At 49.7% G+C, this 21,636-nt stretch carries 17 protein-coding genes; all 17 read right to left on the minus strand.

The features are described 5' to 3' along the window. Positions 1–464 precede the first annotated feature (464 nt). The 17 genes from ilvA to LCM10_RS13745 all read right to left on the minus strand — a co-directional run bounded on the left by ilvA (position 465) and on the right by LCM10_RS13745 (position 21,635). Positions 465–1,448: a threonine ammonia-lyase gene (gene ilvA, locus LCM10_RS13665; protein ID WP_224876821.1), complete on the minus strand. Its 984-nt coding sequence runs from the start codon at positions 1,446–1,448 to the stop codon at positions 465–467. After that, complete coding sequence (gene leuD / locus LCM10_RS13670) at positions 1,448–2,053, minus strand: 3-isopropylmalate dehydratase small subunit (RefSeq protein ID WP_224876822.1); 606 nt, start codon at positions 2,051–2,053, stop codon at positions 1,448–1,450. Before leuD ends, ilvA begins: the two co-directional genes overlap by 1 nt. Positions 2,054–2,065: 12 nt before the next feature. Then, complete coding sequence (gene leuC / locus LCM10_RS13675; protein WP_224876823.1) at positions 2,066–3,481, minus strand: 3-isopropylmalate dehydratase large subunit; 1,416 nt, start codon at positions 3,479–3,481, stop codon at positions 2,066–2,068. A 382-nt stretch (positions 3,482–3,863) separates the two neighbouring features. Further along, positions 3,864–4,976: a 3-isopropylmalate dehydrogenase gene (gene leuB / locus LCM10_RS13680; RefSeq protein ID WP_224876824.1), complete on the minus strand. Its 1,113-nt coding sequence runs from the start codon at positions 4,974–4,976 to the stop codon at positions 3,864–3,866. Between the two features lie 70 nt (positions 4,977–5,046). Continuing rightward, positions 5,047–6,600, minus strand: coding sequence for a 2-isopropylmalate synthase (locus LCM10_RS13685; protein ID WP_224876825.1), 1,554 nt, complete (start codon positions 6,598–6,600; stop codon positions 5,047–5,049). Then, positions 6,587–7,621, minus strand: a complete 1,035-nt coding sequence (gene ilvC / locus LCM10_RS13690) for a ketol-acid reductoisomerase (protein WP_224876826.1) — start codon at positions 7,619–7,621, stop codon at positions 6,587–6,589. The genes LCM10_RS13685 and ilvC overlap by 14 nt, the downstream gene beginning before the upstream one ends. Positions 7,622–7,676: 55 nt before the next feature. Continuing rightward, positions 7,677–8,198: an acetolactate synthase small subunit gene (gene ilvN / locus LCM10_RS13695; RefSeq protein WP_224876827.1), complete on the minus strand. Its 522-nt coding sequence runs from the start codon at positions 8,196–8,198 to the stop codon at positions 7,677–7,679. Beyond that, a complete protein-coding gene (gene ilvB, locus LCM10_RS13700) occupies positions 8,195–9,916 on the minus strand; it encodes an acetolactate synthase large subunit (RefSeq protein WP_224876828.1) in 1,722 nt (573 codons plus the stop codon). Before ilvB ends, ilvN begins: the two co-directional genes overlap by 4 nt. Positions 9,917–10,395: 479 nt before the next feature. After that, entirely contained in the window at positions 10,396–12,063 is a 1,668-nt protein-coding gene (gene ilvD, locus LCM10_RS13705) for a dihydroxy-acid dehydratase (RefSeq protein WP_224876829.1), read from the minus strand. Between the two features lie 15 nt (positions 12,064–12,078). After that, a complete protein-coding gene (gene ilvE / locus LCM10_RS13710) occupies positions 12,079–12,978 on the minus strand; it encodes a branched-chain-amino-acid transaminase (RefSeq protein ID WP_224876830.1) in 900 nt (299 codons plus the stop codon). Between the two features lie 801 nt (positions 12,979–13,779). Further along, positions 13,780–14,925 (minus strand): homogentisate 1,2-dioxygenase, encoded by a 1,146-nt coding sequence (locus LCM10_RS13715; RefSeq protein WP_224876831.1) that lies wholly within the window; start codon positions 14,923–14,925, stop codon positions 13,780–13,782. After that, the gene (locus tag LCM10_RS13720) at positions 14,891–15,856 is read right to left on the minus strand and encodes a fumarylacetoacetate hydrolase family protein (RefSeq protein WP_224876832.1); all 966 of its coding nucleotides are present in this window, start codon (positions 15,854–15,856) and stop codon (positions 14,891–14,893) included. Before LCM10_RS13720 ends, LCM10_RS13715 begins: the two co-directional genes overlap by 35 nt. A gap of 6 nt (positions 15,857–15,862) precedes the next feature. Then, positions 15,863–16,474, minus strand: coding sequence for a flavin reductase family protein (locus LCM10_RS13725; RefSeq protein ID WP_224876833.1), 612 nt, complete (start codon positions 16,472–16,474; stop codon positions 15,863–15,865). Next, entirely contained in the window at positions 16,475–17,584 is a 1,110-nt protein-coding gene (hisC, locus tag LCM10_RS13730) for a histidinol-phosphate transaminase (RefSeq protein ID WP_224876834.1), read from the minus strand. Between the two features lie 202 nt (positions 17,585–17,786). Next, positions 17,787–18,902 carry a 4-hydroxyphenylpyruvate dioxygenase gene (gene hppD / locus LCM10_RS13735; RefSeq protein WP_224876835.1) on the minus strand — a complete coding sequence of 372 codons (1,116 nt, stop codon included), beginning with the start codon at positions 18,900–18,902 and terminating at the stop codon, positions 17,787–17,789. A 111-nt stretch (positions 18,903–19,013) separates the two neighbouring features. After that, on the minus strand, positions 19,014–20,444 hold the full coding sequence (locus tag LCM10_RS13740) for a dihydrolipoyl dehydrogenase family protein (RefSeq protein WP_224876836.1): 1,431 nt from the start codon (positions 20,442–20,444) through the stop codon (positions 19,014–19,016). Then, positions 20,445–21,635 (minus strand): dihydrolipoamide acetyltransferase family protein, encoded by a 1,191-nt coding sequence (locus tag LCM10_RS13745; protein ID WP_224876837.1) that lies wholly within the window; start codon positions 21,633–21,635, stop codon positions 20,445–20,447. Between the last annotated feature and the right edge of the window lies 1 nt (position 21,636).

The following is a 21,636-nucleotide window of genomic DNA, read 5'->3' on the forward strand; positions in this document are numbered from 1 at the left end:
TCGGTTTAGTTCGTTGTGGTGGCAGGGATCTGCGTGAGATTTTTATGGATTGGCCAGAAAGAGGTTTCCATATTTTAGAAAAATACGCACAAATGAAAAAAATGGCGCGTAAATCGATATTTTCGCGCGCAAATAAAAAATTTCGCGCAATTACGGCAAAAAACCACGCACAAATGAAAATTTTCGCGCGCAAATCCTAAAAAGTCAGCGTAAATCGCATCAAACCCTACCTTAAATGGCCGATATTCAAACAAAAACGACCTCCTCTGGGCTTTTAAATACGATACCCAATACGCCAAACAACGCTGAAGGCCCTAAAAACGGCGTTCACTCCGCTGATTCCACCACTCCCATTCACTCATCACCAAACATCACCCAGCTCGCAAAACCACCTCTCATCAAAAACCCATTTTAAAAACAGAGGACCGCCCCTGATTCCAACCTGAACCAGGAGCCGCCCTTCTTTATCCGATATAATGAAGCTGCCGGACCATCTTCGAGAGTTCGCGGTAGACAGGAATCTTGCTCGGATCGGCATTCCCACCGGAGATGACGCAGCCGACTTTTTTCCCGTGCACGTTCACTTTGTGGCACATCGCGGCGGCAAGTGATGCTGCACCTGCCCCTTCCACCAATGTCTTCTCGCGCTGAAGCATGAACATCATGGCGTACGAAATTTCTTCGTCCGTCACCGTGACCATATCGTCCACGTATTTGCGGATGATCGGGAATGTGAGCTCTCCCGGTTTCTTGACGAGGATCCCATCCGCGATGGTGTGTACATGATTCAGGGAGCCTTTGTTTTTCCCTGTGAAGAAATTATATGTGGCGGGCGCACCTAGAGCCTGCACACCGATGATGTTCACACTCGGGTTGAACGATTTGACCGCTAGTGCCATTCCGGCAAGGAGTCCCCCGCCGCCGACAGGGACGAGGATGGTATCGAGATCGCTGAGCTGTTGAAGCATTTCGAGAGCGACGGTCCCCTGACCGGCCATCACTTTCGGATCATCAAATGCATGAACGAATGTGGAGCCCTTTTTCTTCATTTCCTCGACAGCCGCACTATAGGCTTCTTGATACGTCTCTCCTTCTAACACGATGTTTGCCCCGTAATGCTTGGTCGCCTCCACTTTCGCAGAAGGCGTCCGTTTCGGCATGAAGATCTTGGATGCAGCGTTCCGTTTAGAGGCGGCAAGCGCGACTCCTTGGGCATGATTGCCTGCAGATGCGCAGATGATGCCCCTTCCCGCTTCCTCATCGGTAAGCGACATCACCTTGTTCATTGCCCCTCGCACCTTGAATGAGCCGGTGCGCTGCAAATTTTCCATTTTCATAAAGATATTCCCACCAGTGAAAGCATTCAGTGTGGATGACTGCTTCAACGGCGTCCGATGCACTTGACCGCAGATTCTTTCCATCGCTTCTACAACTTCAGCACTTTTCATTAAATCCCCAAGACACTCACCTCATTTTGTTTTTCGTACTTCTCGATTTTCCCACCGTAATGCAAGGTTAAATCTATTTCATCCAGTCCTTCCAAGAGCATCGTCTTCCAGTACGGATCGACTTCAAACGACGCGATGAGCCCCTCCGAGTCGCAAAGCGTCTGGGACTCCAATGAGACCTCGATTTTATAAACATCCGCTTTCTTCTCATTCTTCCAAAGGGCATCGACGGTATCTGCTGCTAGTCGGATTGGAAGGATGCCATTTTTCAGGCAGTTATTATAAAAAATATCCGCAAAGCTCTTGGCGATGATCACTTTGAAACCGAAATCCTGGAGTGACCACGGTGCATGCTCGCGAGATGAACCGCATCCGAAATTTTTACCGCCAAGAAGGATTTCAGAACCCTTATACTTTGGTGTATCCAGTTGAAAATCTTCTCGCAGGGTACTTCCATCGTCTTCGTAGCGCCAGTGATAAAACAGGTACTGTCCGAATCCTTTGCGCTCGATTCTTTTTAAAAATTGCTTCGGTATGATCTGGTCGGTATCGACATTGTCTCTGTGAAGGGGGAATACCTTCCCTTCCAAATGATTGATTGCCACCGTCCCACCTCCTTAGGATACTGTTGCTGCTTTTAGTTTTCGTACATCTGTCAATTTTCCCGTGACCGCCGCAGCGGCTGCCATGGCCGGACTTAGGAGGTGGGTACGCGATCCGTTCCCCTGTCGCCCTTCAAAATTCCGATTGGACGTCGATGCACAGCGTTTCCCCGGCGGAACGATATCATCATTCATGGCAAGGCACATGCTGCAACCCGCTTCCCTCCATTGGAATCCTGCTTCTCTAAAAATGTCATGGAGCCCTTCTGCTTCAGCCGCCTGTTTGACTTTGAAGGAACCCGGCACAACTAGGGCGGTCACTTCCGGTTTCACTTTATGGCCTTTCACGACTTCGGCCGCGGCCCTCAAATCGCTCAGTCGGGAATTTGTACAGGATCCGATAAACACATAGTCAACCTCGATGTCCTCGATCGGCATTCCCGCTTGAAGTCCCATATAGCTTAGCGCCCTCTCCGTGCCTTCCTGATCGGAAGGATCCCGGAAATCCTCTGGATGAGGGACATTGCTTGAAATCCCTGCACCCATGCCAGGATTCGTCCCCCACGTCACATGCGGTTCAATCTCTTCTCCCTTGATTGTGATGCCATCATCATAGAGTGCATCTTCATCACTTTGAAGGGCGCTCCATTCTGTTTTGAGCATTTCAAAGGTTTTGTTCTTCGGCAAGTGCTTCCTGCCTTCGAGGTAGTCAAATGTCACCTCATCCGGTGAAATCAGTCCTGCCTTCGCACCCGCTTCGATGCTCATATTGCAGACCGTCATCCGCTCTTCCATTGAAAAATTCCGGATCACATCGCCCGTGAATTCAATCACATAGCCGGTGCCGAATCCCACACCGAATCTAGAAATGACATGAAGGATCACGTCTTTTGCCGATACACCGAAACCGAGTTCGCCGGTCACATCGACCTTCAACGTCTTCGGCTTCGATTGCCACAGCGTCTGGGTTGCGAGAACATGCTCCACTTCACTCGTCCCGATCCCGAATGCGAGGGCGCCGAATGCGCCATGAGTCGATGTATGGCTGTCGCCGCACACAATCGTTTTACCTGGCTGGGTAAGCCCAAGCTCCGGACCGATGACATGGACGATCCCTTGATCCGGATGATGGATGTCGGATAGCTCGACGTTGAACTCCTCGCAATTTTTCTTCAACGTATCCATTTGAAGCCGTGCGACCTCATCCCGGATGACGTGCCGCTCTCTTGTCGGTACATTATGATCCATCGTGGCATACGTCAGATCCGGCCTTCTAACCTTCCTGCCCTTGAGGCGAAGCCCCTCAAAGGCCTGGGGAGATGTAACCTCATGAACAAGGTGTAGATCGATATACAGTAAATCAGGCTTTCCTTTCTCTTCGTGCACAAGATGTTTTTCCCATATCTTTTCGATGATATTTTTCCCTGCCATGATCTCCCTCCTGGTTTGATCGTTTGATTTTTGCTAAAGGACCTGCTCCCTGTTTGCCAGCTGAACAAATCTTGCAGGGGACAGCCCCTTTCCTTTTCGTGCTGACTTATACGATTTATCTGCCAATCTATCTAAAAAAAGAGCTATAAAACTGCTAACCGGTAGTTTTTGTATGTGGAATTGCAATCTACCTGTACTTATTAGTATGAAAATCCTGCTTTACGCTTTGAAAATCATTATTTGTGCTCGATTTCATTGCTCCACTGCTCGAAATCCACACTTTATGCTCGACCTCGACACTTCTCTGCTCGAAATCCATGATTTATGCTCGAAGTGTCGAATTCAAAAGTCTCGCCTCACTCCCTATCAAACACGACCGCTTCTACAAATACGCCGCCAAAATCGAACTCAACGCATGATCTGCTTCCAGCCTTTCCACCACAAGCTGGCTCATCGCCCCGGTTCCGACAACGGTTCCGCGGCCCATTGTCCACAGGTCACCGGTACGGTATCCCGCGTTCAATACTTCCTGGACGGCGAGTTCGATCATTTCCGCTTCTTCCCTCAGCCCGAATGAATGACGGAGCATCATCGCAACCGACAGGATCATCGCAAGCGGATTCGCCTTCCCTTTCCCGGCGATATCCGGAGCGGAACCGTGTACCGGTTCATAGAGTCCGAAGCCATCCTCTCTTAAACTGGCAGACGGCAGCATCCCGAGGGACCCCGTGATCATGGACGCTTCATCGCTGAGGATATCCCCGAACATGTTCTCCGTCACGAGGACGTCGAATTGCTTCGGCTGATACATCAGCTTCATGGCGGCCACGTCCACCAGCATGTGCTCGACTTCGACATCCGGATAGTCAGATGCTACTTCATTCACGACTTCGCGCCACATTCGGCTTGTTTCCAACACGTTTGCCTTATCGACGGACGTCAGCTTTTTACTCCGTTTCTGTGCGAGACCAAATGCTTTGCGGACGATCCGTTCGATTTCGCTCCGTTCGTAGACCAGGGTGTCGACCGCCACTTCGTCGTTTTTCCCCTGACGTCCCGATGGCTGACCGAAATACAGGCCTCCCGTCAATTCGCGGACAATCACAAGATCAACGTCCTCGACCATTTCCCTTTTCAGGGGAGACGCATTCAACAAGCTTTCAAATGCTTTCACCGGCCTTAGGTTGGCAAATAGGTCAAACTCTTTTCGGATGGCGAGAAGTCCTCTTTCAGGGCGCTGTTCTTTGGGCAGGTGCTCCCATTTCGGACCTCCGACGGCTCCAAGGAGCACAGCGTCGCTTTCCCTGCAAAGCTTCACCGTTTCAGGAGGCAGCGGGGTACCGAATCGATCGACGGCCGCTCCGCCGATGTAGCCTTTTTCCACTTCGAACTCATGGCCGAACCAGTCACCCACCGCTTTCAGTACTTCTAATGCACCATCCATGATTTCTTGACCGATCCCGTCTCCAGGCAAAACTGCGATTTTCTTCTTCATTAGAACTACCTCCTGTTTTGGTGGGGGCACCCCCATCAAGCGGTGTGGTGCCTCCCATTTTTACTAAAATTTACGAACCTGCCTTCACTGTCACTTTCTCCTTCGTCACTGCTTTCTGCTGCAGGAATCGATTCACTGCGTTCAGGTAAGCGCGGGCGGATGCTTCCAGGACGTCCTGGGCGGTCCCGCGTCCGCTTGTGTTTTCACCGTCATATTCCAGTCGCACATACACTTCTGCAAGGGCATCGCGGCCGCCTCCGACTGAATTGATTTTGTAATCAAGCAGTTTGGATGGTGCCGGAAGCATCGATTCGATCGTATTGTAGATGGCTTCTACGCTACCTGATCCAGTGGAGGCAAGCTGCTTAAGGTCCCCGTCTTCATCACAGAGTTCGATTGTGGCGGTCGGGATATTATCCATGCCGTATTGAACCTGCATCCTTTCGAGCTTGAAGCCGGCACTTTCACCGATTTCGGTCTGTTTGTTCGTCAGGATGCTGAATAGGTCATCATCGACGATTTCTTTCTTCTTATCTGCCAAATCTTTGAACGTATCGAACGCTTCCTTCAGCTTTTCTTCCGTTAGATCGAAGCCAAGTTCAAGTGCCTTATTTTTAAAAGCATGACGCCCTGAATGCTTGCCGAGGACGAGTCTTGTGGAATTGACCCCGATCAACTCAGGCGTAATGATTTCATACGTTGTTTTCTCCTTCAGCATGCCGTCCTGATGGATGCCGGACTCGTGGGCGAATGCGTTGTTTCCGACGACCGCCTTGTTGGCCGGAACCCTCATTCCTGTCAGCTTGCTGACGAGTGCGCTCGTTTTCTTGATTTCATCGAGCTTCAAACGGGTAGTCGCCCCGTAGAAGTCTTCGCGGATCCGAAGGGCGACCGCCACTTCTTCAAGGGCTGCATTGCCTGCACGTTCTCCGATCCCGTTGATCGTCCCCTCGATCTGATCGGCTCCATTTTCGATGGCAGCGAGTGAATTCGCCGTCGCCATTCCAAGATCATCATGGCAGTGGGCGGATAGTTTCACCCCACCGATATTCGGGACATTCTCTCGTACGAACCGGAACATTTCACCATATTTCTGTGGCGTCATATAGCCGACCGTATCCGGTAGATTGATGACCGATGCCCCCGCATCGATCACCTTTTCCATGATTTTTACGAGGAAGTTCAGATCCGACCTGCCTGCATCTTCTGCCGACCACTGGACGACAGGGAAGAATTTCTTTGCGTATTTCACGGTCTCGACCGCTTTTTCGATCACTTGATCCGGCGTCATTTTCAACTTGTGGGTCATGTGGATCGGCGATGTCGCGATGAATACATGCAGCCTTGGCTCTGCGGTCGTCTTGAGCGACTCCCAGACGGCGTCGATATCGCGAATACTGGCTCTCGCTAGTCCCGTCACCGAGCTGTCCTTGATCGTTTCCCCGATCCGCTTCACCGCATCGAAGTCACCTTTTGAAGCGGCAGGGAACCCGGCTTCGATGACATCGACCCCCAGGCGTTCAAGCTGCTTTGCCACTTCGATCTTTTCAACCGTATTCAGATTCACACCGGCGGATTGTTCCCCGTCCCTTAACGTCGTGTCAAAAATATCAATGGTTCGCACTTGCTACCACTTCCTTCTCTTTTTTAGAAGACTTCGGCTGTACGAATGGCATCATCTTACGGAGCTCCTTCCCTACCACTTCAAGCTCGTGCTTGCTTTCACGCTGGTTGATGGCGTTGAATTCCGGACGGTTCGCCTGATTCTCAAGGATCCATCCTTTAGCGAATTTCCCTGTTTGGATATCTGTCAGCACTTCCTTCATGCGGGCTTTCGTTTCTTCGTTCACGACGCGCGGCCCTGAAACGAAGTCTCCCCATTGTGCCGTATCAGAGATGGAGTAGCGCATGCCTTCAAGTCCTTGTTCGTACATTAAATCAACGATCAATTTCAGTTCGTGCAAGCATTCGAAGTATGCCACTTCTTTCTGGTATCCTGCTTCCACAAGCGTTTCGAATCCTGCCTTCACAAGGGAGGTCAAGCCTCCACAAAGCACTGCCTGTTCGCCGAATAGATCGGTTTCCGTTTCTTCCTGGAATGTGGTTTCGAGGATCCCGGCGCGACCCGCCCCGACTCCTTTTGCGTAGGCAAGTGCGACATCATGCGCATGGCCCGATACGTCCTGATAGACACCGAATAATGCCGGTACACCCGCTCCCTCTTCAAAGGTCCTGCGTACAAGATGTCCCGGTCCTTTAGGGGCGACGAGGAATACATCGACATCTTCCGGAGGAACCACCTGGCTAAAGTGGATGTTGAATCCATGAGCGAATGCTAAGGCTTTACCCGCTGAGAGGGCTGGCTTGATTTCTGCTTCATACACCTTAGGCTGATGTTCATCCGGTAGGAGGACCATGATCACGTCCGCCTGTTCACATGCTTCACGGACAGAAAAGACGTCCAATCCGTCTTCAACGGCTTGATCCCAGGACTTCCCTTTCCGTAAACCGACGACAACTTCAAATCCGCTTTCCTTTAAGTTCTGTGCATGGGCATGACCTTGGGAACCGTATCCCACTACCGCAACTTTCTTCCCTTTTAAAACCTCTTCATTCACATCTCCGTTATAATAAACCTTTACCATTTCGCTCATCCTCTCCATTTTTTTATAAAATTCACGCTGTTTAGCGATGTACCACTTAATTGACGATTGAATACTGCTTCATATCCGTAACCGGCTTTCCATTCCCCCTAGCAAAGGCGGTGATGCCGGTACGGGCGATTTCCTTGATGCCATATGGTCTCAAAAGGTCGATGATGGCTTCTATTTTTGAGGTTTCCCCCGTCACTTGGACCGTGACGCTGTCCCTTGCCACATCGATGATGGAAGCCCTGAAAGGTTCGACGATTCCATTGATTTCGGATCTCGTCTGGCCGGTGCTGAGTACTTTGATCAACGCCAGCTCGCGGGCAACCACTCCTTGATCGGTGATGTCGGTGACCTTCAGTACATCGATCTGCTTATGAAGCTGCTTCAAAAGCTGTTCGATTTTTCCGTCGTCCTCTACGTTGACGACGAATGTCATCCTTGAAATCCCTTCGACTTCGGTATAGCCGACCGAGATGCTTTCTATATTGAACTGACGCTTTGTAAACAATCCTGTCACCCTGTTGAGTACACCGCTTCGGTTTTGAACGAGGGCTGTGACGATTCGCTTCATGGTTTCACCCCTAACATTTCATGGATCCCTTTGCCCGGTGCCACCATCGGATAGACATTTTCCTTTGGATTCACGAGGCAGTCGATCAGGACCGGTTCATCATTCGTCAGTGCTTCCCTCAACACCTGTTCAGCCTCCTCCTGATCTTTCACCCTGTAGCCTTTGATGCCGTATGATTCAGCAAGCTTCACGAAATCCGGCTGTTGGGAGAAGAGTGACTGTGAATAACGTTCTTCATAGAAGGTTTCCTGCCATTGCCTTACCATTCCGAGTGTGCTGTTATTGAGCAGGACGACCTTGACGGGAAGGTTCAATTCTTTTAACAGGACCAGTTCCTGAAGTGTCATTTGGAAACCGCCGTCCCCAACGAATGCTACGACCTTGTTTTCAGGGTTCGCAAGCTGCGCGCCGATTGCCGCCGGGAATCCGAAGCCCATCGTTCCGAGTCCTCCGGAAGTGACCCAATTATTCGGCTTTTTGAATGAATAATATTGAGCCGCCCACATCTGATGCTGCCCGACATCCGTCGTGACGATCGCTTCCCCATTTGTCATCTCATACACTTGTTCAATGAGGCGCTGAGGGGAAAGGACATCCTTCGTTTTTGTATACCAAAACGGATTTTCCAGCTTATAAGCCTGTAGGTGACGGTGCCAGTCTAGAGTGTCCCCTCTTTCCACTTCATGTTCAAGGACTTTCAATAATGCCTGTTTCGAATCGGCGACGATCGGGATATGCGTCTTCACGTTTTTCCCGATTTCAGCCGGGTCAATATCGATGTGGACCACTTTCGCTCTCGGTGCAAATGTGGAGAGGTTCCCTGTTAGCCTGTCATCGAACCTCGCACCGATGTTGATCAAGAGATCGCATTCATAAAGGGCCATGTTACTCGTGTAACACCCGTGCATCCCTGCCATTCCTAGAAACAACGGATGGTCTGCAGGGAATCCTCCCAATCCCAATAGCGTATGGATAACCGGAAGATCATAAAGTTCAGCAAAGTTTTTTAATTCTTCTGACGATTTACCGTGCAAGACGCCTGCCCCCGCCAGGATCACCGGCCTCTTTGAAGCTTTTATGGCGTCCACAAGCTTTCTGATTTGCAGCGGATTCGGATGGAAATTAGGCTGATAGCCGGGCAGATCCATTTCCACATCCTTCACCAGAGGAGCTTCCTGTACGGTCAAATCCTTTGGGATATCCACGAGTACCGGACCGGGTCTGCCTGTCGAGGCGATATGGAATGCTTCCTTCACGATCCTCGGCAAATCCTTGATATCCCTGACCTGATAATTATGTTTCGTGATCGGCATTGTGATCCCGACAACATCCGCTTCCTGGAAGGCATCGGTCCCGATCACGCTTGATGCAACCTGGCCCGTGAAGATGACGAGCGGCAATGAATCCATCATGGCATCCGCAATCCCGGTAACGAGATTCGTGGCCCCGGGTCCCGATGTCGCGATCACGACTCCCGGTTTTCCCGATACCCTCGCGTAACCTTCGGCGGCATGGATGGCCCCCTGTTCGTGTCTGGCGAGAACATGTTTGATCGGGGCTTTATATAGAGCATCATAGATTGGCAGGACCGCTCCACCCGGGTACCCAAACAGAATTTCAACACTCTCTTCCCTTAACGCGTTCATGAGCATGTCAGCACCGTTGGCTTTTTCTGTCTGCATCTGTGAAACCGGTTCTGCCTCTAGCTTTGCTCTCATTTTTGATCTCCTCCTTTTAATCGATTTCTTCAACCACTTGTTCAGAAAAGCGGAGGGGCTACACTCAACCCAAGAAGAACCTTACCTGTATCGCTTTTCCAGCAAGTGTCCTTTTCTTCAATCCCAATCAACCGCTGAAACGAACCCCATCCATCAATAAGAAAATTCCCATATAAAAAAGCCTTTCCACCCACTACGTCAGAATTTGATCTTTCGCAGGGGTGAAAAGACTTTGCTCCTTTCCACGGTACCACCCTAGTTCAGAGACAGCCCACGGGCCGCCTCCCTCAGCAGGCTGATCTTCTTATGCACCAGCCTTTGTTTTTGTAACGAGTAACACCTACTCGATCGTTCCTACTCATGATGTTCAGAACGATACTCAGAGGGGATGTCGGCATCGGGTGTATTACTGGTTTGCAGCACCACCAGCTCTCTGGAAATACAAGTCCCGATCCTTTTGCCTCTTCAACGTTTTCAATCTATTCGGTTTTCAAGATGCCGCCCGTACTTGCGGATGTGACCAGCTTTGCGTATCTTGCGAGATACCCTTTCCTGATCTTCGGAGGGGGCTGTACCCACTCCTGCTGCCTGAACGTCAGTTCTTCTTCGGAGACCATAAGTGAAATGGTCCGGTTCGTTAAGTCGATAAAGATGGCGTCGCCATTTTCAATGACGCCGATCGGACCTCCTTCAGCCGCTTCCGGGGAAACATGGCCGATGGAAATGCCGCGGGATGCACCGGAAAACCTCCCGTCCGTCATGAGTGCCACCTTCTTCTCGAGTCCCCTGCCGGCAATCGCTGCTGTAGGGGCGAGCATCTCTGGCATCCCCGGACCTCCTTTTGGCCCTTCATAGCGGATGACGACAACGTGGCCTTCCTTCACTTCCCCGCTTTCGATTCCTGCAAGTGCTTCATCCTGGGACTCATATACGATGGCTTCCCCCATGAATGTTTTGATTGAAGGATCGACCGCCCCGACTTTAATGACTCCCCCATCGGGTGCGATGTTCCCGAAGAGGACGGATAATCCTCCGACCGGGCTGTGCGCGTTTTCCTTTCGCCTGATCACATCGGCGTTTTGGATATGGGCATCCTTTACATTTTCATAAAGGGATTTTCCCGTCACTGTGATTCGATCATTGTGTACGGCGCCCATTTCACATAATTCCTTGATGATGGCACTGACTCCACCCGCATTGTGGACATCCTGCATGGAATAGTCCGATGCCGGGCTTATTTTTGATAAATAAGGGACACGTTCCGCCACCTTATTGATTCTGTTGATGTCATAATCGATTTCCGCTTCATTTGCGATCGCCAATGTGTGAAGGACGGTATTGGTGGAACCACCCATCGCCATGTCGAGTGCGAATGCATCATCGATTGTTTCCTCCGTGATGATGTCACGTGGCTTGATATCTTTCTTGACCATTTCCACCAGATGTTTGGCGGCGTCCTTGATCAGTTGGTGCCGTTCCTCGGAAGTGGCTACGATCGTGCCGTTCCCCGGAGGCGCCATCCCGAGCATTTCCATCAGGGAGTTCATCGAATTCGCCGTGAACATCCCGGAACAGGAACCGCATGTCGGACAGGCATTCTTCTCGATATCCAACAGTTGTTCCGCTGTCATCCTGCCTGATTGATGGGCACCGACTCCCTCAAATACAGAGACGAGGGATAATGGACTTCCATCGCTTGATACACCGGCTTCCATCGGGCCACCCGATACAAATACCGACGGGACATTCGTCCTGACCGATGCCATCAGCATCCCTGGAGTGATTTTGTCACAGTTCGGAATATAGAAGACTCCGTCGAACCAGTGGGCGTTGATGACGGTTTCGGCTGAATCCGCGATGAGCTCCCTGCTTGGCAGTGAATACCTCATCCCGATGTGTCCCATCGCGATTCCGTCATCGACCCCGATCGTGTTGAACTCGAACGGGATTCCCCCTGCTTCCCGGATGGCCTCTTTCACCACCTGGGCAAAGCCGTTCAGATGCATATGCCCTGGTATGATATCGATGTAGGAGTTACACACCCCGATGAATGGTTTTTCCATATCTTCAAGCTTGACCCCGGTTGCATAAAGTAAACTGCGGTGAGGGGCCCTGTCGATTCCTTTCTTGATCATGTCACTGCGCACATCATCACCTCCAACTTATCCGACTTGAGCATTTTGTTTGTAAACTTTTCTTCCATCCTGCGTGACGGTATTTCTGAATTGCTGCAATAATTGGTTTGTATAAGGTCCTGGTTTCCCATCCCCGATCTCGCGTCCATCCACTTTGACAACGGCGATGACCTCGGCGGCCGTCCCGGTGAGGAATACTTCGTCTGCGGTATAGACATCATGTCGCGTGAAAACATCTTCCTTGATGTCGAAGCCTAACTTCTCGGCAATTTCGATGATCGCATTTCGTGTGATCCCCTCAAGCGCCCCAACGTACCCTGGAGGAGTGAGGATTTTTCCTTTTTTCACAATGAAGATATTATCCGCGGAACCTTCCGCAACATAACCTTGATCATTCATCATCAGCGCCTCGCTGACCCCTGCAAGATTCGCTTCGATCTTCACGAGGATATTATTTAAATAGTTCAGTGATTTCACTTTCGGTGAAAGAACATCGGCCCGGTTCCGGCGGCTTGCAACGGATACGATTTCGATGCCTGAATCATATAATTCTTTCGGGAAAAGGGCTAACTGCTCAGCGATGACAATGAGCTGTGGTCGCTTGCAGGAAAATGGATCGAGGCCAAGGTTTCCTACACCGCGTGAAATGACCACTCGTATGTAGGCATTTTCAAGCTGGTTCTTCTTTAACGTGTCAACGATGATGTCGCACATCTCTTCTTTTGACACTTCGATGTTGAGCATGATGGCTTTCGCTGAGTCATAAAGGCGATCAACATGTTCTTCCAGACGGAATACATTCCCGTCATACATTCGAATCCCTTCGAACACTCCATCTCCATATAGAAAACCATGGTCGTAAACAGATACGACTGCGTCTTCTTTTTTAACGTACTGACCGTCCAAATAGATCCATTGTTCGTTCATGTTAATCATTCCTTTCCCGGTTGAATTGATTTTTTATAGTGAGCGTTATTTTTTGTTTTGCAGCGATCGTGCGGAAGCTGCGAGTGAGCCTTTTTTCAATGGCCTCGACTGTGTTGCTGACGCAGTCGATGGCCGGTTTGTTGCGGCTCGAATTTTTATATTGAGGACAATATTACGCCCGTTTGTTTGGAAGGTCAACAGTATTTTTGTAAATTTTTTGACTATTTAGATTAATCAGTTTTATAGAAAACGCTTACATCTTTGTCCTAATCGTGTTTGTTTGGTCTAAATTTTTTTGGGATTTTTTTAATGAGTGGTGATTCAGTTGTGGGGTAGGGTGGAGTGGGGGATTCGACAGGTTTTGATGGTCGAAAACCATGTTAAGGGATGATGTGTCTATGAATATGGAATCAACTGATTCTCAGTTTATTTGGTTAATTGATAATCCACCTTTGAAAACCGCATTTGATTTCCGTGCAAGACTTCGCTTTCCGCGGGCGGTTGGTGAGCCTCCTCGTCGCATTCGCTCCTGCGGGGTCTCACCTAACACGCTTCTCCCGCAGGAGTCTTCGTCTTGCACTCCAATCAAATGCTGGAAATACTCACAATTCTCCTCTATTAGTAAGTCTGGCGAGCATACAGTAATTACTTTCATCCTTCTTGCACTTTGTTAAATGATCTAACAATCAAACTTAGACTACTTACACTGCATTCTATTTTACCAAATTAAAATCCCTCTAAATAAAAAACCAATTTAAAGTGCGTCTACCACACTTTAAATTGGTTCGTTTGCAGGATTTTTTATGTCCAAGTGAACATATACTTTTCATCTTCGACATCTTTTGCTTTTTTGACGATTTTTAGTGGTTTGAAGGTGTCGATCATGACGGCGAGTTCGAGTGTTTCTTTTTTGCCGATGCTTGCTTCGGTTGTTCCTGGGTGCGGTCCGTGCGGGATGCCGCTCGGATGGAGGGTGATCGATCCTTCCTTGATCCCTTTACGGCTCATGAAGTTGCCTTCCACGTAGTACAGGAGCTCATCACTGTTTACATTGCTGTGGTTGTATGGTGCGGGTATGGCCTCTGGATGATAGTCATACAGCCTCGGAACGAATGAGCACACCACAAAATTATGTCCTTCGAATGTCTGATGGACAGGAGGCGGCTGATGGACACGGCCGGTGATCGGTTCAAAATCATCGATGTTGAAGACCCACGGATATAAGTAGCCATCCCAGCCGACCACATCGAACGGATGATGATCCAGCATGTGGGAATGGAGGCCCCCCCTCGATTTCAACACGACTTCAAATTCACCTTTCTCATCATGTGTCTCAAGTTTTTCAGGACCTCTTAGATCCCTCTCACAGAATGGACTGTGCTCAAGCAGCTGCCCATATTCATTCCGGTAGCGGCGCGGGGTTGTGAGTTGGCTGAACGATTCTACAATAAGCATCTTCGTGTCCTCTTCAGGTACGACACGATAGATGGTGCCAATCGGGATCACGATATAATCGCCTTTTCCATATGTGATGGTGCCGAACATCGTTTCGACCGTACCCGTCCCGAAGTGGATGAAGAGCATTTCATCTCCATCACCATTCCGGTAAAAGCGTTTCATTTCGCTCGTAACAAACGCGGTCCCGATCAAAAGGTCCGAGTTCCCAAGCAGATACTCCCTGCTTTCTAGGGCATCCCCCTTCTTCCCCACTGCATCCGTCATGAAATGGCGATGGCGCACTGCTCCGTCTTCTTCAAACTGGGGCAGATAGCTGCCAAGATACTCCGTTTTCGTGACGGCAGTAGGCAAATGATGGTGATAAAGGATGGATTGTGTACCTGAAAATCCTTTTGTCCCCATGACCTGTTCCCTGTATAAGCTACCGTCATCCTTCTTGAACATCGTATGGCGTTTATGAGGGATTTCCCCCATTTTGCGATAGTACATGGTTTTCCTCCTTCCTTGAGCTTGCGACTTTGTTGCGAAGCACACCCAATCCTTCGATCTCAAGTTCGACTTCATCCCCCGGCTCCAGCCAGCGGTGGGTTTCCGTTCCAAGCTCGAGGATGCATCCCGAGCCGACCGTCCCAGATCCGATGACTTCCCCTGGATAAAGGGTCACGTCCTTTGAAGCCCTCTCGATCATGTCGGTGAATGTATAGTGTATATCCTTGAAATTCCCTAGGGATAGCAGCTTTCCATTGACTTTCGCTGTCATCTTCATATCGAACCGGTCCCCTGTCCTGACCGATTCGAGCTCATCGCCTGTTACGAGATATGGACCGAATGACGTCGCGAAATCCTTCCCCTTTGCAGGTCCGAGCCCCACCTTCATCTCATGCTTCTGGATGTCCCTTGCACTCCAGTCGTTCATGATGAAATAGCCAAAAATATGATTTTCAGCATGTTCCTTTGAGATGTTCCGGCCTTCCTTCCCGATGACACAGGCGATCTCAAGCTCGTAATCGAGCCATTCGCAGTCGCGGGGTGCCGTGATCATTTCATCCGGACCCTTTACCGCAAGATGATTCGTGAAGTAAAAGACAGGAACGTCATACCATTCCGGCACAACATCCAGCCCCCTTCTTTTACGGGCGGTTTTGACATGTTCTTCAAATGCATAGAAATCACGGATACTGACCGGCCTTGGAATCGGCGCTCTGAGCGTCACGTCATGGAGAAGGTGAACCCCTCTCTCACCGACAGTGAACTGACGGAGAGAGGCTAGTTCCGAACGCGCCTCATCCCCCATCTCGATCAAGGAAAGGAGGTCCTTCGGTAAAGAACCGTGTGTGACTTCATACAAATCAATGACAAGGTCGTCTTGCAAGAGACCCGCCCTGACTTCATTGCTATTATGAAAACTTACAAATTTCATCCTCACTCACCTTTTTCGGATCATTTCAAACGAATCGGACAGTGGCTTTGTATACGATTGACCGGCAAGCCTTCCAACGGGCTTTAATTTCAGTGAATCAATTTTCCCGTCATAATAAAGCTCGTCGTCGATCCTGACACATTCCACCTTACCGATGACAAGGCTTCCCGCACCGGGTTCATCCCCGAAATGAAGCACCTGATGGAGCGTGCATTCAAGCTGCACCTTACTCTCTGCAACCGCCGGAGGTTTAACGACGATCGACTCTTTCTTTGTCAGCCCCGTTTGTTCAAATTCATCGATTCCACGGTCATACTGGATCGCACAGTTATTCATCTCTTCCACAAATTCTTCACTGACGATATTGATGACAAATTCATTTGTTTCCTCTATGTTCACAAGCGTATCCTTTTTGCTTCCGTCCTTCCCATTTCTCATCGGGGAGAAGCAGACGAGCATCGGTTCAGCTGAAATGGCCGTAAAGAAACTGAATGGAGCGAGATTCGCCCTCCCTTCAGCATCCAGGGTCGATACAAACGCAATCGGACGGGGAAGGATGCTTCCAATCATCAATTTATAGGCATCCTGCCAGTGGATAGCGTTCGGTTTGATATCCATTCACGCTCCTCCTTTCGCTTTTAAAATTTGTTCCAATGAAGAAATGAACAGTTTATTATCTTCTTCCGTGCCAATCGTGACACGTACGGTCGTCGGATATCCGAGCAGTGTCCCCGACCTAACGACGATCCCTCTTTTCACCAGTTCGGAGGAGATAAGGTCCCCGTTCAGACCCGTGTCCACCATGATGAAATTGGCCTGCGATGGAAAATAGCTTACTCCCAAGCGCTGAAATTCTTTTTCAAGAAACTCCCTGCCCATTTGATTCTTATGGGTGCATTCGCGGATGAAATGTTGATCTTCAAGGGCAATGACAGCCGCTCGCTGTGCGACCATATTGACATTGAATACGTCCTTCACTTTCCTCAGCTGTTCAGAGATTTCTTCGTTCATCACTCCGAAGCCGACCCGAAGCCCTGCAAGTCCATAGATCTTGGAGAAAGTCCTGAGTACGATCAAGTTATCGAACTGAGAAAGCAATGGCAGCGTTTCGAGATAGTCATCCGTTGTGACATACTCCATATATGCCTCGTCCACGACCACCAAAATGTGGGACGGGATGCTTTCAATGAACGCCAACAGCTCTTTCTTCCCCACAATGGTTCCGGTAGGGTTATTCGGATTGCAGACGAAGATGAGCTTGGTCTTCGTTGTGACCGCCCCTGCCATCGCCTTCAAGTCATGCGTCCAGTCAACCAAAGGAACGACCACCGGGGTTCCTCCTTCAAGCAATACATTGGTTTGATATCTCGGGAAGGTGACATCCGCCATGATCGCTTCGTCCCCGCATGTCATGTACGCCCTCGTCAAAAGTCGGATGACTTCATCCGAACCGTTACCAAATACGATCTTATCCTTCTCCACCCCCAGAAAGGCTGCTACTTTCCCGGATAGCTCGATGGCGGCCCCATCAGGATAAAGAAACAGGTCTCCGTCATTTCCTTTGAACCAATTCTTCACATTCGGTGAACAGCCGTATATATTTTCATTTTCAGAGAGCTTTCTGATCGAGCTTAATCCGTGTTCCTTTTGCAGGTCCGCAAGCGTCTTCCCCAGTACATAGGGAGCAATATGCGTCACCGCTTCTCTCGTCTTGAATTTAAGTGCCATGCATGACCCCCGCCTTTCTCATGGATGAAGGGGGCCGACCCGCTTCGAGAAGAAGCAATGTCCTTCCATGAATCGTATTCCGTATCCATGAAAAAACTGCACCCCTCTTCACGGGTTAACCCCCTGACCGGTCCTTTTGACCCCAATATCCCTTTTTCTATCTGTCTATTTATTTAGTATCTGTATTTTATGGCCATGTTCATTAAAGATTTCCGCGGCGCTCCTGTTCACGTTCGATCGATTCGAATAATGCCTTGAAGTTCCCTTCACCGAAGCCTCTCGCACCTTTCCTTTGGATGACCTCGATGAACAACGTAGGACGGTCGACGATCGGTTTGGTGAAGATTTGCAGGAGGTACCCCTCATCATCCCGGTCTACTAAAATATTAAGCTCTTTGATTTTGGAAATTTCCTCATCGATTTCCCCTACTCGGTCAGAAAGCATTTCATAATATGAGTCGGGAGTATTCAAGAACTCCACACCGTTTTCTTTCAGCTTGCCCACCGTTTTTACAATGTCTTCCGTCAAAATGGCGATATGCTGGACTCCAGGACCTCCGTAGAACTCGAGGTATTCTTCGATTTGGGATTTTCGTTTCCCTTCTGCCGGTTCATTGATCGGGAATTTGATTCTTCCGCCGTTGTGCATGACCTTGGACATGAGGGCTGAATATTCAGTCGTGATATCTTCATTCGTAAAGTGGCGCATCTCTTTGAAGCCCATCACCTTTTCGTAATACTCGACCCACTCCTCCATCCGTTCCACGTTCCCGACAACATGATCGACTGCGATGATACCGGCGTCGTCTTGGTTCAATGCAGAGTCATATTTTTCAAAGCCCGGCATGAAGATCCCCTTGTAACCTTTTCTTTCGATCAGCGTATGGACCGTGTCCCCATATGTACCGATCACCGCTTTTTTCAATGTTCCTTCATCGTCTTCAAGTGTCGCCGGAGGCATGATTTCAATCGCCCCGCGTTCAACGGCACCCCTGTATGCCTTTTCAACATCATCCACCATAAGGGCGATATCCTTGATCCCGTCCCCGTGTTTATGGATGAAACTTGCCACACGGCTTCCTTCATGAAGACTTCCCGTCACGACCAATCGCACTTTATTTTGCTGCAGTACATAGGACACAGTATCGCGGTTCCCTGTTTCAAGACCTGAATATGCAACGGTTTTAAAGCCGTATGCCGTGCAGAAGAAGTGTGCGGTCTGTTTTGCATTTCCTGCATAATATTCTAAATAATCGACATCTCTTACCGGAAATAGTTCTTCCACTTTTTCCTTTTTCTTTGCTGCATGTTCTTGCATCCTAATCCCTCCAGATCACTTTTTGTATTTTCTGAATATATCGTAAATAATTATCCTTTTCTTCTCAAGAGCGGCTGGTAAAGCTGGAACGCTTTTATGCAATGAAGGACGTTACTTCTCCACTGTCACTTTTTTGCGCGGAGGAAGATGGACAGCCGCTTCTTTCAAGCCTTCCACTGCTTCCAGCAAGCTTTCTCCGTATCCGGGGTGGGCATGGAGTGGGAAGCTGAGGTCTTCATCCCTTGCTGCCATCTCAAGTCCGAGTACCCCGGATTGTATCAATTCGACCGCACCGGCGCCGATCATATGGACACCAAGGAGTACGTCCGTTTCCCCATCAGAGACAACCTTCACCAAGCCGTCCGGAGCCCCTGTGATGCCTGCGTACCCGTTCCCCCTTACAGGGAACTCGCTGACCGTGACAGAATATCCCGCTTCCCTGGCTTCTTCTTCACTTAGCCCTGCGAAGGCAACGGGAGGCGTGAGCTGAAGGATGGTCGGAATATGGAAGGTATCGACTTCCGGATGGCCGCCCGTTATCGCTTCGGCTGCTGCCTTCCCTTGCTTGATCGCCTTGACTGCCAGGGCCGGGCCTTCTGTCACATCACCGATCGCCCAAAGTGAACGGATGGATGTTTGTCCTCTCTCGTCCGTCCTGATAAAGCCTTCCCCTGTCAATTCGATGCCCAATCGATCGAGTCCCAGTTCTTCCAGTGAAGGCTTGACCGTGCCGCTCACCGTAAAATGACTGCTCTCGATGGAAATCACTTCTCCATTTCCCTTTTCAAGAACCGTATGGACCCCGTCCCCGTTTCTTGTGACTTCCTTTAGGACGGCGTCTTTCATGACCGTGATTTTCTGCTTTTTGAAGAGCCTTAGCACTTCCTTGGCGATGGATGAATCAAAGGGCAGTCCTTCCGGCAGGATCAAGGTCACGTTACTGCCGAGCACAGCGAAGGAAGAGGCGATTTCGAGCGAAATATAGTCGTTTCCATAGACACAGAGCTCGTTCGGGATCTCCGCTAGCTGAAAGATTTCACGCTCCTTGAGGACGACTGATGAATCAAACGTTATGCAGTCGGGGTAATGAAATGTACCCCCTGTCGCGATGATCGCCTCTTTAAAGTTAAGCAATGAGAATTCATGTCCGTTTTCCACGCCGATTCGTGTTTTGGATAAGAACGAGGCAGTGCCTTTGATGATTTCCACGTCATTCGCCTTGCAGAGAGCTTCCACCCCTTTTCGAAGCCCTGTGATCTTTTTCTCTTTGTAGCTTTGAAGCATTTCGAGGTTCAACCCGGTTCTTTCAAACTCCATCCCCATCTCGGACAGATGCCTGAGATTTTTAAACTCTTGTGCAAAATGGGTGAAGATCTTTGAAGGGATGCACCCCTCATTCAGGCATGTGCCACCCATTTCCCCTTTCTCAATCAGGGTCACCTTCCGCCCAAGAGCAGCAGCTCTGATGGCAGCATGATAACCTCCCGGGCCGCCCCCTATGACGACGATATCTTTCTCTTCAGCGATTTCTCCGACTACCATTTATATCAACTCCACAAGCATGGTTTGAGGCTCTTCAATCAGGTCGCGAAGACGATTCGTGAATCGTACGGCCGTACCTCCATCGATGATGCGATGATCGAACGACATCGAAACGTTCATCATGGACCGGATCACGATTTCATCTTGATCATTGACGACAGGGCGTTTTTTTGTTTTATGGAAAGCAAGCAGGCCGACTTCAGGTTCATTGATGATCGGGGTCGCACCGATCGATCCATTCAACGGACCTACGTTGCTCACCGTGAATGTCCCGCCCGTCATCTCCTTTATGGAGAGCTTATTTTCCACGGCTTTAACGGTCAGTTCCTTCATTTCCTTATGGATGGTTTTCATCGTCTTGGATTCGACATTCTTGATGACCGGCACGATCAGTCCATCATCGGTATCGACAGCCATCCCGATATGATGCTCGCGTTTCAGCCGGACGCATTCATTCTGTTCGTCCAGGACAGCATTGAAGATCGGGAATTCCTTTAAACAAACAGAAATGACTTTGATGAAATACGCCCCCATCGAGACGGATTGCCCGCCTTCTTTCAATGTCTCTTTCCACCGGAGGAGGTTGCTCACATCAATTTCTTCAAAATGAGTGCAATGAGCAACGGTTTGAAGGGAGTGTGTCATCTTTGCCGCGATCCCTTTCCGTCTTCCTCGGAAAGGGATCACGTCCCCATCTTTTTCTGAACCGGCACGGTGGACCGGTTCTACTTTATCGACAGCTACCAAATCGGGCTCTGTTTCTGTCACTCCATTTCCTGGACCTTCAATGAAGGCGAACACATCTTCATCGAGGATGCGGCCTCCTGCACCGCTTCCGGTGATACTTTCTAGGTCCACACCGTTCTCCCTCGCGATCTTCCTTGTGTACGGGGAAGCAAGGACTCTTCTAGCCCGTACACCCTGTGGTTTTTGGTGGGGGATCTCGTCAGGAGCCGCCCCTCCCTTTTCCATCAGAAGCACTGTTGTTCCGACAGGGATCGTTTCCCCTTCATCCACCCTCAGTTCCTTGATCACTCCTGAAAATGGGGCCGGGATCTCCGCGGTCATCTTATCTGTCTGAACTTCCACCAGTGGCTGATCCGCCTTCACGGTGTCACCCGCTTTTACCAGGAAGTGATTCACGTTCGCTTCCGTCATGCCCTCTCCGATATCGTGAAGCTTGACTTCCATA

The sequence above is a fragment of the Rossellomorea aquimaris genome (assembly GCF_020171925.1).
GTDB classification, from domain to species: domain Bacteria; phylum Bacillota; class Bacilli; order Bacillales; family Bacillaceae_B; genus Rossellomorea; species Rossellomorea aquimaris_F.